We start from the raw sequence: 15,748 nt of genomic DNA, 5'->3' as shown, positions 1-15,748 counted from the left end.
TTGCCCGCCCGGCTCCAGTGAGCAGGGCATTTAAGCCAAGTTTGCGTCTACAACGGGCCTGGGCCGGGATGAATGGCGGATTATCAGCCGATGGCATTTACCCACTATCGACTGTATGCCAAATTCGCCTGCTGATAACTTTCCTTACAATTTCTCGACTACAGTTTGCCCCATGCCTGCCCAACTCAAGCGTCGCCTGTCTATTTTCCTGCTGATCGTCCTGCTGATTGCCGGGGCCTTGTTTGCCCAGTGGTTCTTCAAAGGACGGTTTTATGAAAGCACCGATAACGCCTATGTCCAGGGCGAGATCACCCGTGTGTCGAGCCAGTTGGGCGCACGCATCGATCAGGTGCTGGTGCAGGACAACCAGCACGTCGAAAAGGGCCAGTTGCTGATCAAGCTCGAAGGCGATGACTTCCACCTCGCTGTCGACCGCGCCAACGCCGCCCTCGCCACCCGCCAGGCCGAACGCCTGCAAGCCCAGAGCAAACTGACGCAGCAAGCCAGCCTGATCGCCTCCAGCGAAGCGCAAGTCGCATCCAGCCAGGCAAGCCTCGGTCGCTCGCAGATTGACCTGTCCCGCGCGCAAACCCTGCGCAAACCCGGCTACGTATCGGAAGAGCGCGTGACCACCCTTTCCGCCGATACCCACATCGCCCGCTCGCAGGTGACCAAGGCCCAGGCAGACGCACAAAGTCAGCGCCAGCAAGTCAACTCCCTCAGCGCCGAGATCAAGCGCCTCGACGCGATGATCGCCAACGCCAAGACCGATCTGGCCCAGGCTGAATTGAACCTGACCCGCAGTGAAATCCACGCGCCCATCAGCGGCATGATCGGCCAGCGCGCCGCCCGCGAAGGCCAATACGTGCAGGCCGGCGCTTATTTGCTGTCGATCGTCCCGGATCAGGACATCTGGATTCAGGCCAACTTCAAGGAAACCCAGATCGGCCACATGCAGCCCGGCCAGAAAGCCGAACTGACCTTCGACGCCTACGGCGACACGCCAATCGAAGCACGGGTCGACAGCCTGTTTGCTGCCTCGGGCGCACAGTTCAGCCTGCTGCCGCCGGACAATGCCACGGGCAACTTCACCAAAGTCGTACAACGGATTCCGGTAAAACTGACCTTCGCCGCGGACAACCCGCTGCACGGCAAGATTCGTCCGGGCATGTCGGTCACCGCCAAAGTGAACATCAAAGACACCCTGACGATGGCCGGTGATCAACTGATCCGCCCGGCCGGCGAACCGACCCGGCGGGACTGGATCGCCGTGATGAGCGTGATGCTCGGCGCCTTCATGGCGGTGCTCGATATCCAGATCACCAACTCGTCGCTCAAGGACATTCAGGGCGCGCTGTCGGCGACGCTGGAAGAAGGCTCATGGATTTCCACGTCGTACCTGGTCGCGGAAATCATCATGATTCCGCTGACGGCGTGGCTGGTGCAGCTGCTGTCCGCACGCCGTCTGGCGGTGTGGGTTTCGCTTGGATTTCTTGCCTCGTCCCTGCTCTGCTCGATGGCGTGGAGCCTGGAAAGCATGATCATTTTCCGCGCGCTGCAAGGCTTCACCGGCGGCGCGCTGATCCCGCTGGCGTTCACCCTGACGCTGATCAAGCTTCCCGAACACCATCGCGCCAAAGGCATGGCCATGTTTGCCATGACCGCAACGTTCGCGCCCTCCATCGGCCCGACGCTCGGCGGCTGGCTGACGGAAAACTGGGGCTGGGAATACATCTTCTACATCAACATTCCGCCGGGCCTGATCATGATCGCCGGCCTGATGTATGGCCTGGAGAAAAAAGAAGCGCACTGGGAACTGCTGAAAAGCACCGACTACATGGGGATTCTTACGCTCGGTATCGGCCTCGGTTGTTTGCAGGTTTTTCTGGAGGAAGGCCATCGCAAGGACTGGCTGGAATCAAACCTGATCGTGACCCTGGGCAGCATTGCGCTGATCAGCCTGATCACCTTTGTGATTGTGCAGTTTTCCAAACCCAATCCGCTGATCAACCTCGGGATCCTGGGCAATCGCAACTTCGGCTTATCGAGTATTTCCAGCCTGGGAATGGGGGTCGGGTTGTACGGTTCGATCTTTCTGTTGCCGCTGTACCTGGCGCAGATCCAGAACTACAACGCCCTGCAGATCGGCGAAGTGATCATGTGGATGGGCGTGCCGCAGCTGTTCCTGATTCCGCTGGTGCCGAAGTTGATGAAGGTCATCTCGCCGAAATGGCTGTGCACCCTGGGCTTCGGCTTGTTCGGCCTGGCGAGTTTCTCCTCGGGGGTGCTGAACCCGGATTTCGCCGGGCCGCAGTTCAACCAGATCCAGATCATTCGCGCACTCGGCCAGCCCCTGATCATGGTGACCATCTCGCTGATCGCCACCGCGTATATCCTGCCGCAGGACGCGGGCTCGGCGTCGAGCCTGTTCAACATCCTGCGCAACCTCGGCGGCGCCATTGGCATCGCCCTCCTCGCCACGTTGCTGGACGCGCGAACCAAGACCTACTTTGATTATTTGCGTGAATCGATTGTGCCGAGCAACCCGCAGGTCGCCGAGCGCATGGCGTCGCTGACGGACCGGTTAGGCAGTGAAGCGGCGGCGCTGGGCAAGCTCAGTGAAATTGCCCATCAACAGGCGTCGATCATGGCCTACAACGATGCGTTTCACTTTGTCGGGATTGCGCTGGGGATCAGCATGATTGCTGTGCTGTTGACCAAGCAGTTGCCGGCGGGGTTGAAAGCTGGCGAAGCGCACTGAGTTTTTGTGGTGCTTTTACTGGCCTCTTCGCGGGCAAGTCGGATCGCCGCACCGCTCGCTCCTACAGGTCTTGTGTCGTTCACAAAATTGATAAACGACACAAGACCTGTAGGAGCGAGCGGTGCGGCGATCCGACTTGCCCGCGAAGAGGCCAGCCCAGTCACCACAACACTCAAACCGCGATCAACCGCTCCCGCAGCTTGGCAATCTCGTCGCGCATCTGCGCCGCCGCTTCGAATTCCAGGTCGCGAGCGAGCTGGTACATCTTCTCTTCCAGCGCCTTGATACGCTTGGCGACTTCTCCCGGCGAACGCAATTCCGCTTCGTACCTGGCGTTTTCCTCGGCAGCCTTGGCCATGCCTTTGCGCTTCTTGCTGCGCGAACCCGGCACGGTGGCGCCTTCCATGATGTCGGCAACGTCCTTGAACACACCCTTCGGCGTAATGCCGTTGGCCAGGTTGAAGGCGATCTGCTTGTCGCGACGACGCTCGGTTTCACCGATCGCCCGCTCCATGGAACCGGTGATGCGATCCGCATACAGAATCGCCCGACCATTGAGGTTACGTGCCGCGCGACCGATGGTCTGGATCAGCGAGCGCTCGGAACGCAGGAAGCCTTCCTTGTCCGCATCGAGAATCGCCACCAAGGACACTTCCGGCATGTCCAGGCCTTCACGCAACAGGTTGATCCCCACCAGCACATCGAAGGTGCCGAGGCGCAAATCGCGGATGATTTCCACGCGCTCCACGGTGTCGATGTCCGAGTGCAGATAACGTACGCGCACGCCATGGTCGGCCAGGTAATCGGTCAAATCCTCGGCCATGCGCTTGGTCAGCGTCGTGACCAATACCCGCTCATCCACTGCTGCGCGTTTGGTGATTTCCGAAAGCAGATCGTCGACCTGAGTCAACGCCGGGCGGATTTCAATTTGCGGGTCCACCAGGCCGGTCGGACGCACCACCATATCAATGACACGCCCGGCGTGTTCCGCCTCGTAGTTGCCCGGCGTGGCCGAGACAAAGATCGTTTGCGGGCTGATGCCTTCGAACTCGTCGAAGCGCATTGGCCGGTTGTCCAGCGCCGACGGCAGGCGGAAACCGTATTCCACCAGCGTTTCCTTGCGTGAGCGGTCGCCCTTATACATGGCGCCGACTTGCGGCACGCTGACGTGGGATTCGTCGATCACCAGCAAGGCGTCGGCCGGCAGGTAATCGAACAAGGTCGGTGGCGCTTGACCTGGATCGCGACCCGAGAGGTAGCGGGAATAGTTTTCGATGCCGTTGCAATAACCCAGTTCGAGGATCATCTCCAGGTCGAAACGCGTACGTTGTTCGAGGCGCTGCGCTTCCACCAGTTTGTTGTTGGAGCGCAGGTATTCCAGGCGCTCCTGCAACTCGACCTTGATCCCCTCGATGGCGTCGAGCAGGGTTTCTCGCGGCGTCACGTAGTGGCTTTTCGGGTAGAAGGTGAAACGCGGCAGCTTGCGGATCACCTCCCCCGTCAGCGGATCGAAGGCCGACAGGCTCTCGACTTCGTCGTCGAACAGCTCGATGCGGATCGCTTCAAAATCGGATTCTGCCGGATGGATATCGATCACATCACCGCGCACGCGGAAGGTCGCACGGGCGAAATCCATGTCGTTGCGGGTGTATTGCAGATCGGCGAGACGGCGCAGCAAGGCGCGCTGATCGAGCTTGTCGCCACGATCCACGTGCAACACCATTTTCAAATAGGTTTCCGGACTGCCCAGACCGTAGATGCACGACACCGTGGTGACGATGATCGCGTCCTTGCGCTCCAGCAGCGCTTTGGTCGCCGAGAGTCGCATCTGCTCGATGTGGTCGTTGATCGAGGCGTCTTTCTCGATGAAGGTGTCCGAGGACGGCACATACGCTTCAGGCTGGTAGTAGTCGTAGTAGGAAACGAAATACTCGACAGCGTTGTTCGGGAAAAACGCCTTGAATTCGCCGTACAACTGCGCGGCCAGGGTCTTGTTTGGCGCCAGTACCAGCGTCGGGCGCTGAACCTGAGCGATGACATTGGCGATGCTGAACGTTTTGCCCGAACCGGTCACACCGAGCAGCGTCTGGTGCGCCAGCCCGGCCTCGATGCCCTCGACCATCAGGCGGATGGCTTCCGGCTGGTCGCCGGCGGGCTCGAAGCGGGTGACTAGCTGGAATTCAGACATGAAATACCTCTGGGTTCACCCGTACGCGGTCAAACCGGACAGGAACGAGAAAGACCGCAAACGACCGACGTCGCCCGAGGAAAAAACTGGATTGTGCTCAATGTGGAGTCGATTGCCCTCTCTTTCAAGGCAAACGTCCTACATCCCTTGAAGCCTCTGACGCGATCAATCGACTAACGGTCGAAAAATAATCGGAAAAACTTACGGTAAAAGCCGAATCGACTGTCGCCATCAATCGCGGATGACCTCTATACTAGCTCCCCGTTTGTGCACCGCTCTAGTGCATTCGGCTGGAGCGCGACACGTCCCTCCACACTCCATTCAGAGCCGCCGCAAAAATGAGCCTGTTCTCCGCTGTCGAAATGGCACCACGCGATCCAATCCTGGGCCTCAACGAAGCATTCAACGCCGATACCCGTACCAACAAGGTCAACCTGGGGGTCGGTGTTTACTGCAACGAGGAGGGGCGAATTCCACTCCTGCGCGCCGTTGTCGAAGCCGAGACGATTCGCGTCGCTCAACACGCTTCCCGTGGCTACTTGCCGATCGACGGCATCGCTGCCTACGACCAGGCCGTGCAAAAACTGCTGTTTGGCAATGACTCGCCGCTGATCGCTGCTGGCCGCGTCATCACCACTCAGGCCGTTGGCGGTACTGGCGCGCTGAAAATCGGTGCCGACTTCCTCAAGCAACTGCTGCCGAACGCCGTCGTGGCGATCAGCGACCCGAGCTGGGAAAACCACCGCGCGCTGTTCGAAACCGCTGGTTTCCCGGTGCAGAACTATCGCTACTACGACGCCGCGACCCACGACGTTAACCGTACCGGCCTGCTGGAAGACCTGAACGCCCTGCCGTCCGGCTCGATCGTTGTGCTGCACGCCTGCTGCCACAACCCGACCGGTGTTGACCTGAGCCCGGCGGACTGGAAAAACGTTCTGGAGGTGGTGAAAGCCAAAGGTCACGTGCCGTTCCTCGACATGGCCTACCAGGGCTTTGGCGATGGCATCGACGAAGACGCCGCAGCCGTGCGTCTGTTCGCTGAGTCGGGCCTGACTTTCTTCGTTTCCAGCTCGTTCTCCAAATCGTTCTCGTTGTACGGCGAGCGCGTTGGCGCCCTGTCGATCGTCAGCGAATCGAAAGAAGAAAGCGCGCGCGTGCTGTCGCAGGTCAAGCGCGTGATCCGCACCAACTACTCCAACCCGCCGACCCACGGTGCAAGCATCGTTGCCGCTGTATTGAACAGCCCGGAACTGCGCGCCCAGTGGGAAGAAGAACTGGCCGAAATGCGCCTGCGGATTCGCGGCATGCGCACCCAGATGGTTGACCTGCTGGCGAAACAGGCTCCTCAGCGCGATTTCAGCTTTGTCGGTCGTCAGCGCGGCATGTTCTCCTACTCCGGCCTGACGGTTGAGCAAGTGACCCGTCTGCGCAGCGAGTTCGGCATCTACGCCCTGGACACCGGCCGCATCTGCGTAGCTGCGTTGAACCAGAGCAACATCGACGTGGTGACCAAGGCCATCGTTGCGGTGATCTGAGTCCTCCGGTAATACAGAAAACGGGAAGCCCTTGGGCTTCCCGTTTTTTATTGACCGCAGATTATTCTCAACCCGACAACCAAGCCCTCTAGACTGCACACATCTACCCTGTAGGAGCCGGCTTGCTGGCGATAGCGGTGGGTCAGTCAACTTATTTATTGGCTGGACGGACGCCATCGCCAGCAAGCCGTCTCCTACAGGTTCTGTGTACACCCCGAATGCTTATGAGTACCGATATGAAAAACGATGACCTGCGCGCTGAGCGCGATGACCTGGATGACCTGAATGACTTCATCCCCCGCACCCCGGCCAAACGCGGCAACAACCTGGTGCTGCAAGTGGCTGCGGGGGTCTTTCTTGGCGGCCTGGCGCTGTGGCTGGTTCAACTGGGCGCGACACTGCTGTACGCCAAGCTGATGCTCGCCACCATTACGTTCGGCGGTTAAGCCAGTTCGGTCGCGCGTTGGCTGGCTGCATCGTCATAAGCGACGTACAGCGACTCGGCGACCTGGCTTTTGATGGCCTTGGTGCTTTCCAGGCCCAGGACAAAACCTTCGGCCTTGCCGCCAGCGCGATTCAATTCGTCAGCGGTGCTGGCCTGAGTGATTGCGTCGAACAGTTTTTCGGCGTGCGGACCGACCCCTTTGGGCAGGCTGATCTGAGCGATGCTCATGCGAACACCTCGTTGTGACGAAGTGTGAGGGTTGGGTGATTCATGGCGCGTACCTTTTCGGCGAATGGCCGGCAGCGCGTGTCACCACTTCCGGGCGGCCATGGTAGACCTCTGGTGCGATTCTGGTAACCGCCAATCGCCGATAAACCGCCGTCCGTCCCGACGAATCGCTCAAATTGCCAACAGGTGCTTGACTTCTCTTTTTGAATCAGTAACATACACGCCATTCCGCGATAGCTCAGTTGGTAGAGCAAGTGACTGTTAATCACTGGGTCCCTGGTTCGAGTCCAGGTCGTGGAGCCAGACAGCAAGATCGAAAAGCCCCTGAATCGAAAGGTTCAGGGGCTTTTTTGTGGGCGTTGGAAAAGATGACTTAAGACCTGTAGGAGCCGGCTTGCCGGCGATGAGGGCCTTGAAGAATGCATCGTTCTCAAGGCCGCCATCGCCAGCAAGCCGGCTCCTACAGTACGGGGTCATGTCATGTAAAAAGGCGCCCCTGGGGGCGCCTTTTTTATTCAGACATGTTCACTGCTTTTGACATGCACCGCCTTCGGCTCGCCATGCCCATGATCCGTCTCTATCACCGGGATCTCCTTTCCGTCGCAGTCATGCAACTTGCCTTCGCTGAAATAATCCCCTTCGCGCAACGCGGCCAGATCCTGATAGCGCAGGACTCGCTCAGTACCGGCAGCAAACACCGACTGCTGATCCGAGTTGCCGGCAGTGAGGTGGTTGAAGGCCAGGTTCAGCACGATGGCCATGATTGCCGAGGAGCTGATGCCCGAGTGGAATATCGTCGCGAACCAGCTTGGGAAGTGGTCGTAAAAGTTCGGCGCGGCAATGGGGATCATGCCGAAACCGATGGACGTGGCGACGATGATCAGATTGACGTTGTTGCGGTAGTCGACCTTGGACAGCGTGCGAATTCCGCTGGCCGCCACAGTGCCGAACAGCACGATCCCGGCGCCGCCGAGCACGGAGGTCGGCACCGCTGCGATGACCCGCCCCATGAAGGGCAGAAGGCCGAGGATCACCAGAAACAATCCGCCAGTGGCCACCACGTAACGGCTCTTGATCCCGGTCACCGCCACCAGTCCGACGTTCTGGGCGAACGCACTCTGGGTGAAAGAGCCGAAGATCGGCGCGATCATGCTCGACAGCATGTCGGCGCGCAGACCGTTGCCCAGGCGCTTGGAGTCGACTTTGGTGTCGATGATTTCACCGACCGCGAGGATGTCCGCCGAGGTTTCGACCAGCGTCACCATGACCACGATGCACATCGACAGAATCGCAGCGAAGTGGAAGGTCGGCATGCCGAAGTGGAATGGCGTGGGGAAGCCGAACATCGGGCCCTGGGTGACGGACGAGAAGTCCGCCATGCCAAGGAATACCGCGATGAGCGTGCCGATGACCATGGCCAGCAGAATCGACAACCGGGAGATGGTCGCGCTGCCGATCTTGCTCAGCAACAACACCAGCACCAGCGTTACCGCCGCCAGGCCGATGTTCGCCATGCTGCCGAAATCCGGCGCATGACTGTTGCCACCCATGGCCCAGCGCGCGGCCACCGGCATCAGCGTCAGGCCGATGGTGGTGATCACGATGCCCGTCACCAGCGGCGGGAAGAACTTGGTGATTCGCGAGAACACCGGCGTGATCAGCAAACCGATCAACGACGCGGCAATCACAGCACCCAGAATCGACTGAAACCCGCCCTCCCCGCCACTGCTGACAATCGCCACCATCGTCGCGACGCCCGAGAAGGACACGCCCTGCACCAGCGGCAACTGACAACCGAAAAACGGTAAACCGAGGGTCTGCAGCAATGTTGCCAAGCCCCCCGCAAACAATGAAGCAGCAATCAACAAACCGATGTCCGCCGGCGAGAGCCCGGCCGCCTGTCCGATGATCAAAGGCACCGCGACGATGCCGCCGTACATGGTCAGAACGTGTTGCAGGCCGTAAGCCATATTCGCGCCGACACCGAGGTTTTCGTCCTCAGGCCGTTGGTGTGAAACATGGGGCGTTTTCATGGTTGGGGGGTTCCCTGGTTTTTGTTATGAGCACACTGTATGCAAGACTCAGGACAAATGTCTATAGAGTTGTATACAACTCACCAGTCAGATTATGGACATGTGTCCATGCAGTCCTTCCCCTGCGCTGTTTCCCCCTCCAAAAAAACATTTGAAATACATCCTTCCTGCGCCTTCTCCCCCGCCCGCTAGTCTTTGGCATTCCAAGCGACCGCCGGCACGGACGCCTCTCGCTTATACATATAAAGTATGCATAATGAAGTCATTCGAGATTCAGTTTCACAAGGCAAAGAACGCAGCTAACAAATTAAAGCACCAAGGGATCAGCCTCGCGGAGACCGAGGCGGTGTTTTATGACGAGAGAGCCCTCTCGCTGGAGGACAACCATCACGATGAACAGCGGTGGATCATCATGGGGCTGGATGCCAAAGGTCGATTGTTGGTCGTTGCGTACACCTGGCGCGAGCCGAATTTCGTTCGAATCATTTCCGCGCGCGTCGCTACCAAAAATGAACGGCGCCGATATCTGGAGGCTTGAACCATGAAAGACGAATACGATTTCAGCAACGCCAAACGCGGAGCGGTTGCCTCGAGCAAAGGCAAAACCCGCATCACCATCATGCTCGACGATGTCGTGTTAGACGCGGCGCGCCTCGCCGCCGAGAGCGAAGGTTTCGGTTATCAGACGGTGATCAACAACACCTTGCGCAAGGCCTTGCTCGACGATGGAAGCAAGAGCGCAGCGGCCATCCCGAACACCGCTGTTGTAAATGCCGGACATTTCAAAGAAGGGATAACGGCCGCCGAGCTAAAAAGCCTGGAGAAAAAACTATCGGAGGTGCTCAGTGAAATTCATCGCGTGATGAAGCCTTGAGCTACGCCGCCACGATCAACCGCGCAAGCACTTGTTTGAGCGTTGCGTGCTCCGGCACCCGAATCCCGAACTCGCGCCCCAGCAATCCGACAAGCTCATCCACATCCGTCACCTGCCGACGTTCGCTCTCGCCGCCCATCCGGTGAATCGCAAAACTGCCGTTGTTGAGCGTGCGCCGCCAGCCTTCTCCCGTTCGCGCCACCATCAGCTGCCTGGCAAAAGACGATTCGGGGTGGGTCGAGACGTACCAGTTGCCGACGGCGAAATCGATGTCTTCCTGCCGTTGCAGGTCGAAGATGTACATCGCCCGCCACTCACCGGCAACGTTGGCGCGCAAGGTGTAGCCATCGGCATGTTGCTCGATGCGATAGGGTTCGTGGGGCGTGCGCTGTTCGGCCGGGGTATCGAGCAGCAGCGGTGCCGTAGGCACCATGCCACCGAAGCCGACATCGGTGATGTAGCGCACGTCATCCAGGATGACCAGGCTCAAGCGGTGTGTCCTCGCCGTCCACGCACCCTCGGGTTGGCCCATGACCACTCGGCCGGAGATTCCACGGGCATTGAAGCCCAGCGCCTGAAGCAGCGCCAGAAACAGATTGTTCAGTTCGTAGCAGTAACCACCACGACCATCGTGCAGGACTTTTTGCTCGATGGACGGCAGATCGATGAGCACTGGCTCGCCTGACAGCGTGGTGAGGTTTTCAAACGGGAATGCGCCGGTGTGACGCAGTTGCAGTTGACGCAGGGTGTCCAGGGTCGGCGCCGGTGGCGCATCGAAGCCCAGGCGTTGCAGGTACAACGCAAGATTGCTCAGGCGTGGCTCGCTCATTGCTCGGTCCTTATGCAGTGGCCGCAGGTCTCTGTGCCGATGGCCGCCATGTATAAGGGATAAAACAGTACGACCGACAATTGATTTCGCCAATCGCCACACGACCGAAAAATCAACCGAGAAAACCGACGCCATGGAAACACCGCTGGAAGGCAACAGAATCTGCCTGCGCCCACTGCAATACGCCGATGCCGATGCGCTGGTACACGCCGCCGAAGATGGCGAACTGTGGAACCTGACTGTCACCGTCGTGCCCTCCCCGACCACGGTGCACAGCTACCTGAAAAAAGCCCTCGACGGACGGGATGCAGGCACTGTTCTGCCCTACGTCATCGTGCTCAAGGACACCGGCGAGGTCATCGGTTCGACGCGCTTCTGGAAAATCGACCGGCTCAATCGCAAGCTCGAAATCGGCAGCAGCTGGATCTCGGCCCGCTGGCAAAAAACCTTCGTCAACACCGAAGCCAAATACCTGATGCTGCGCCACGCATTCGACGTGCTGGACTGCGTGCGGGTGCAGTTCACCACCGACGAGAACAATCAGAAGTCGCGCAACGCAATCCTCAGGCTCGGCGCGCAACAGGAAGGTATCGTGCGTCACGAACGGATCATGCCGGACGGACGCAAGCGCAACTCGGTGCGGTTCAGCATCATCGATGATGAATGGCCGACGGTGCGTCAGCGGCTCGAACAAAAACTTGCCGACTACAGCCTTCGCTAATCCGCACAGACCGCTCGCGCCTGAGTCGTCTCAACGATCCGAGCGCATCAACTCCTCGATCCCGCCGTCGATGGACAGCACCGCCGAACGGTTTCGCCCTGAATGCTTGGCCTGATACAAGGCGGCGTCCGCACGCCCGATGAACACTTCGGTGCTGTCCAGCCGCGTGGGCACAAACGAATAGCAGCCAAGGCTGACCGTGACGAAACCGTTGGGCGAACCGCTGTGGCTGATGTTTTTGGCCATGACGGCGCGACGGATATGCTCGGCAATGACCATCGCACCGTGAATATCGGTATCCGGCAGCAACACTGCGAACTCCTCACCACCGTACCGCACCGCCAGATCGGCTTTTCGATGGCAGCAACCCTTCACCGCCCGCGCCACTTGCGCCAGGCAATGGTCCCCCGCCACGTGGCCATAAGCGTCGTTGTAGCGCTTGAAGTAATCGATATCGAGCATGATCAGGCTCAATGAACTCGACTGACGGATGCCACGGCCGAACTCGATGTCCAGCGCTTGCTCGAACAGTCGGCGATTGGCCAGGCCGGTCAAGCTGTCGTGGGTCGCGATGAGCTTCAGCGCCTCCTTGGCCTTGCGCAAATCCGCCTCGACCTGCTCGCCGAGGCGAACCTGGCGCACGAACACCCAGCCGAACAACCCAATGCCCAGCACGACAAGGGCAACGATGACGCTGGATCGAAACGCGGTGTCGTACCACCCCTTGAGAATCGAATCCCTGGACGATGCCGCCGACACCACCAGCGGATAGGCGTCGAGCTGTCGGTAGCCATACAACCGCACGGTGCCGTCGACCACCGAACGGAACGTTGCGTTGCCGGAGGGCGCGCTGGGCAGCAACGTCTGAAAGATCTCGCCATTGGCCAACGACGTGCCGATCTGCGCTTCGATAAACGGCCGGCGCGCCAGCAACGTCCCGTCGGTCAGCCCCAAAAACATCGAGCCATTGTCATCAAGGCTGAAGCTTTTGAAGAACTGGTCGAAGTAGGACATCTTGATGCCGGCCAGCAACACGCCCTGGAAATGGCCGTTTTTATCGTTGATGCGCTTGGAGACCGGAATGATCCACTCGCCATTCTCACGACTGCGAATGGCCGGCCCGATGTGCGCCACGGACGATACGTTCTGTTGGTGATACATAAAGTATTCGCGGTCCGCCACGCCTCGACCACGAGGCAGATCCGCAAAAGAGGTCACGATCCACTGGCCCTTCTGGTCAAACAGCAAGATCCCGTGCAATTGACTCAGCGTCTGCACCCGCTGGGCGAACGTTTTTTGAAGACGTGGGCGCTGCGCCGGACCGAAGCCGTCGGCCTGAATCCAGTCAACCAGACTGGTCAACACCAGGTCGGCTTTCATGAAGGTGTCTTCGGCCTGCTGCGCCATGGCTCGCGTCAGGTTCGATGACGCCACTTCGGCCACGGCCAGATCGTGCCGGCGCGATTGCTCCAGTTGCAGGTAAAGCAAACCGCACAGGCACAGGCACACCACAGCAATGAACAGCATCGCTGCCTTGCGCAGCGGTAACCGTTTCAAAGCAGCGCCAGTGGCGATGTGCGGGTCGTTTTGGAGATTAGGCAAAGCTCATCCTGCAAGGGTAAGGCATGGGCGAAGGCCCAAAACCCTTATTTTTTGCGAGCTTAGTCTACGCCGTAGTGAGGGGCAATCGTCCTTTGGACAGTCTGCGCATCGCACTGTGCAAATGCGCCCGCGCGCTTTCGGCATCCCCCAGGCGCATTTGTTCGTAGGCGCGCCGGGCAATCGGCTCGGGCACAGGCTTGAGATCGCGCTGGGTCGCCATCGCCATCAGTTGCACCTGGGCGGCACGCTCGAGGTAATACAGATCGTCCCACGCCTCGGCAATGGTCGGTCCGGCGACAATCACACCGTGGTTTTTCAGAAACAGAATGTCGGCATTGCCCATGACACTGGCGATCCGGTCGCCTTCGGATTCATCAAGAGCCAGGCCGTTGTAGTCCTCGTCCACCGCCGTGCGACCATAAAACTTCAGAGCCGTCTGCCCCAGCCACAACAGCGGCGGGCCTTGCAGCAAACATAACGCCGTGGCGTGAGGCATGTGCGTATGGAACGCCACTTTCACCCTTGGCAGCTGTTGGTGCAGGCGGGCGTGAATGTAAAACGCGGTCGCTTCAGGCTGCCCTTCGCCGGCCACGACATTGCCGTGAAAGTCGCAGACCAGAAGATTTTCAGCGCTGACTTCTTCGAAGGCATAACCGTAGGGGTTCACAAAAAACAGATCATCCCGGCCCGGCACCATCGCGGAAAAGTGGTTGCAGATCCCCTCCTCCAGACCGTGCAGTGCCGCAAGCTGGAAGCACGCTGCCAGTTCCGTGCGCGCGGTAATGGCCGCCTGCGAATCCAGATTCAGCTCGGTGTAACGGGTGGGACGGGAACCGCCTGCAAGGGTGTGTGCCATGGCAATGACTCCGGTTTTACCAGCCAAGGGATTTGAACAAGGGCACGACTTGATCCAGCGTGTTTACTGTCGCATCGGGCTGATAGTCCGGCAGCAATTGCCGACCGGTGCCGCGATCGACCCACACGCAGCGAAAGTGCATGTCCCGCGCGGCGGTGTGGTCCAGCGTCGGGCTGGCACAAATGTGCACCACCTGATCACGTGTCACGCCCAGCTGCTCGTGAGCGTAGTCGAACAGTCGCGGATCCGGCTTGTAAGCACCGGCCTGCTGCGCCGTGATGACCCGATCGATGTGCCCGCCCAGTTGCGCAACGTTGCCGGCGATGATGTCGTCATCGGTGTTGGACACAATGCACAGCTTGAAGCCCATCGCCTTGAGCCGGGCGAGCGCCTCGATCACTTCCGGAAACGGCGGCATCCGCGGGATCGCCGCGGCCAGGCGCAGGCTGTCTTCGGGGGCACTCGCCAACGCCAGTTCTTCCAGGGCGAGATGCAACCCGCTAGTGCTCAACTCGCGGAACGAGCGATGCGGCGGCATCTGTTCCAGCCGGTGTTCATGCCGGTCGTACACCTCGATCAGACGATCGACATCAACGCTGTGATCCCCCTTGTCGCGCAAGATGTCCGCCACCACGGCTTTCAAGCCCTCATCCCACTGAATCAACGTGCCGTAGCAATCGAAGGTCAGCCACTCGGGGCGCGGGGTGATTGTGAGTGTCATGTTCGTTTCCTCTGAAGGGTGATCTTCAGGTTAAGAGCGATCAGTGATAGTGTGAAATTAAATCAATGACGACATGTCAGTGATAAATCGAATATCAAGAGGCCGCCATGCTCGATCTCGAATTGCTCAAGACCTTCGTTTGCGTGGCGGACGAAGGCAGCTTCACCCGCGCTGCCGAACGCGTGCACCGGACCCAATCCACCGTAAGCCAACAGGTGCGCAAACTTGAAGAACTGGTCGGGCATGCGCTGCTGTTGCGTGACCGAACCGGGCAGAACATCAGCGTGACCGAGCACGGCGAGATGCTGATTCACTACGCACGGCGCTTGCTGGCCCTGTCCTCGGAGGCAGTGGAAGCCTTGGCCAGCGACCTCGACCTGGAAATCCTGCGTATCGGCGTACCGGAAGATTTCGATGCCCGGCGCATGGCCGTGATCCTTGCCGGCTTCAACCGGGCCAGGCCCGAAGCGCGCCTGGAAACCGTCAGCGGCATGAGCACCGATCTCAAGCAGAAACTCGCGGTGGGCACCCTCGATATTGCCTTGGTCAAACGCGAACCGGACAGCGGCCCCTGCTGGGCGGCGTGGCCGGAAACGCTGGTGTGGGTCAAGGGTGTGGGGGTCGACTCCGCCAATGGGGTATTGCCCTTGGCGCTGTTCCCACAGGGCTGCATTTATCGGCAACGGGCAATCCGTCTGCTGGATGTGGCGCAGCGGCCCTGGCGCGTTGCGTTTGGCAGCCACAGCCTGACGGGCATTCAGGCGGCGGTGGCCTCCGGGCTGGGCGTGTCGGTGCTGCCCGCTTCGGCGGTGCTGCCTGAGCACCGCGTGTGCAGCGATCTGCCCGAACTGCCGCCGACCGAGTTGGCGCTGATCAGCCGCGAGGGCGCGTTGACCGGGTTGCAACGTGCCCTGGTGGCGTTTTTGCGGGAGGAGCTAGGCGAGGCATGAACAAG

Annotated in this window: 14 protein-coding genes, 1 tRNA gene and 1 pseudogene; 9 read left to right on the top strand and 7 right to left on the bottom strand. The window is 59.7% G+C overall.

The features are described from left to right. The first annotated feature begins 172 nt into the window (after positions 1-172). Together K5R88_RS00395 and K5R88_RS00390 are read left to right on the top strand one after the other, a co-directional pair. Positions 173-1,221: pseudogene (locus K5R88_RS00395) on the top strand (HlyD family secretion protein). 49 nt (positions 1,222-1,270) lie between these two features. Further along, positions 1,271-2,761, top strand: a complete 1,491-nt coding sequence (locus K5R88_RS00390; RefSeq protein ID WP_192226583.1) for an MDR family MFS transporter — start codon at positions 1,271-1,273, stop codon at positions 2,759-2,761. 172 nt (positions 2,762-2,933) lie between these two features. Here K5R88_RS00390 and uvrB read toward each other — a convergent pair whose 3' ends face one another. After that, positions 2,934-4,949 (bottom strand): excinuclease ABC subunit UvrB, encoded by a 2,016-nt coding sequence (gene uvrB / locus K5R88_RS00385; protein ID WP_008028321.1) that lies wholly within the window; start codon positions 4,947-4,949, stop codon positions 2,934-2,936. A 338-nt stretch (positions 4,950-5,287) separates the two neighbouring features. Between uvrB and K5R88_RS00380 the strand changes: the two genes are divergently transcribed. Next, on the top strand, positions 5,288-6,484 hold the full coding sequence (locus K5R88_RS00380) for an amino acid aminotransferase (RefSeq protein ID WP_008028323.1): 1,197 nt from the start codon (positions 5,288-5,290) through the stop codon (positions 6,482-6,484). Positions 6,485-6,720: 236 nt separating this feature from the next. Further along, a complete protein-coding gene (locus tag K5R88_RS00375; RefSeq protein WP_008028325.1) occupies positions 6,721-6,930 on the top strand; it encodes a hypothetical protein in 210 nt (69 codons plus the stop codon). Here the strand turns inward: K5R88_RS00375 and K5R88_RS00370 are convergent. Next, positions 6,927-7,157 (bottom strand): hypothetical protein, encoded by a 231-nt coding sequence (locus K5R88_RS00370; RefSeq protein WP_008007186.1) that lies wholly within the window; start codon positions 7,155-7,157, stop codon positions 6,927-6,929. The genes K5R88_RS00375 and K5R88_RS00370 overlap by 4 nt on opposite strands. A gap of 227 nt (positions 7,158-7,384) precedes the next feature. Between K5R88_RS00370 and K5R88_RS00365 the strand changes: the two genes are divergently transcribed. Then, positions 7,385-7,460 (top strand) — tRNA-Asn (locus K5R88_RS00365). A gap of 212 nt (positions 7,461-7,672) precedes the next feature. On the opposite strand, the gene K5R88_RS00360 is transcribed toward K5R88_RS00365, so the two are convergent. Then, a complete protein-coding gene (locus K5R88_RS00360; RefSeq protein ID WP_008028327.1) occupies positions 7,673-9,190 on the bottom strand; it encodes a nucleobase:cation symporter-2 family protein in 1,518 nt (505 codons plus the stop codon). Positions 9,191-9,446: 256 nt separating this feature from the next. On the opposite strand from K5R88_RS00360, the gene K5R88_RS00355 reads away from it, so the two are divergent. Together K5R88_RS00355 and K5R88_RS00350 are read left to right on the top strand one after the other, a co-directional pair. Continuing rightward, entirely contained in the window at positions 9,447-9,728 is a 282-nt protein-coding gene (locus K5R88_RS00355) for a BrnT family toxin (RefSeq protein WP_008037659.1), read from the top strand. 3 nt (positions 9,729-9,731) lie between these two features. Then, complete coding sequence (locus tag K5R88_RS00350) at positions 9,732-10,064, top strand: BrnA antitoxin family protein (RefSeq protein WP_192416865.1); 333 nt, start codon at positions 9,732-9,734, stop codon at positions 10,062-10,064. Position 10,065: 1 nt separating this feature from the next. Here the strand turns inward: K5R88_RS00350 and K5R88_RS00345 are convergent, their stop codons facing one another. Continuing rightward, positions 10,066-10,893, bottom strand: a complete 828-nt coding sequence (locus K5R88_RS00345) for an arylamine N-acetyltransferase family protein (RefSeq protein ID WP_223481506.1) — start codon at positions 10,891-10,893, stop codon at positions 10,066-10,068. Between the two features lie 133 nt (positions 10,894-11,026). Between K5R88_RS00345 and K5R88_RS00340 the strand changes: the two genes are divergently transcribed. Further along, the gene (locus K5R88_RS00340) at positions 11,027-11,614 is read left to right on the top strand and encodes a GNAT family N-acetyltransferase (RefSeq protein ID WP_226298919.1); all 588 of its coding nucleotides are present in this window, start codon (positions 11,027-11,029) and stop codon (positions 11,612-11,614) included. Positions 11,615-11,644: 30 nt separating this feature from the next. Here the strand turns inward: K5R88_RS00340 and K5R88_RS00335 are convergent, their stop codons facing one another. The 3 genes from K5R88_RS00335 to K5R88_RS00325 form a co-directional block, all read right to left on the bottom strand. Next, positions 11,645-13,216, bottom strand: a complete 1,572-nt coding sequence (locus tag K5R88_RS00335; RefSeq protein WP_226298918.1) for a sensor domain-containing diguanylate cyclase — start codon at positions 13,214-13,216, stop codon at positions 11,645-11,647. 64 nt (positions 13,217-13,280) lie between these two features. Then, on the bottom strand, positions 13,281-14,072 hold the full coding sequence (locus tag K5R88_RS00330; RefSeq protein WP_008028340.1) for an aldolase: 792 nt from the start codon (positions 14,070-14,072) through the stop codon (positions 13,281-13,283). A gap of 16 nt (positions 14,073-14,088) precedes the next feature. Then, positions 14,089-14,793: a haloacid dehalogenase type II gene (locus K5R88_RS00325; protein WP_226298917.1), complete on the bottom strand. Its 705-nt coding sequence runs from the start codon at positions 14,791-14,793 to the stop codon at positions 14,089-14,091. A gap of 107 nt (positions 14,794-14,900) precedes the next feature. Between K5R88_RS00325 and K5R88_RS00320 the strand changes: the two genes are divergently transcribed. Beyond that, a complete protein-coding gene (locus K5R88_RS00320; RefSeq protein ID WP_226298916.1) occupies positions 14,901-15,743 on the top strand; it encodes a LysR substrate-binding domain-containing protein in 843 nt (280 codons plus the stop codon). Positions 15,744-15,748 lie beyond the last annotated feature (5 nt).

This window comes from Pseudomonas sp. MM213 (assembly GCF_020423045.1).
In the GTDB taxonomy this organism is placed as follows: Bacteria; Pseudomonadota; Gammaproteobacteria; order Pseudomonadales; family Pseudomonadaceae; genus Aquipseudomonas; species Aquipseudomonas migulae.
This window is presented reverse-complemented; position numbering and strand designations above follow the sequence as displayed.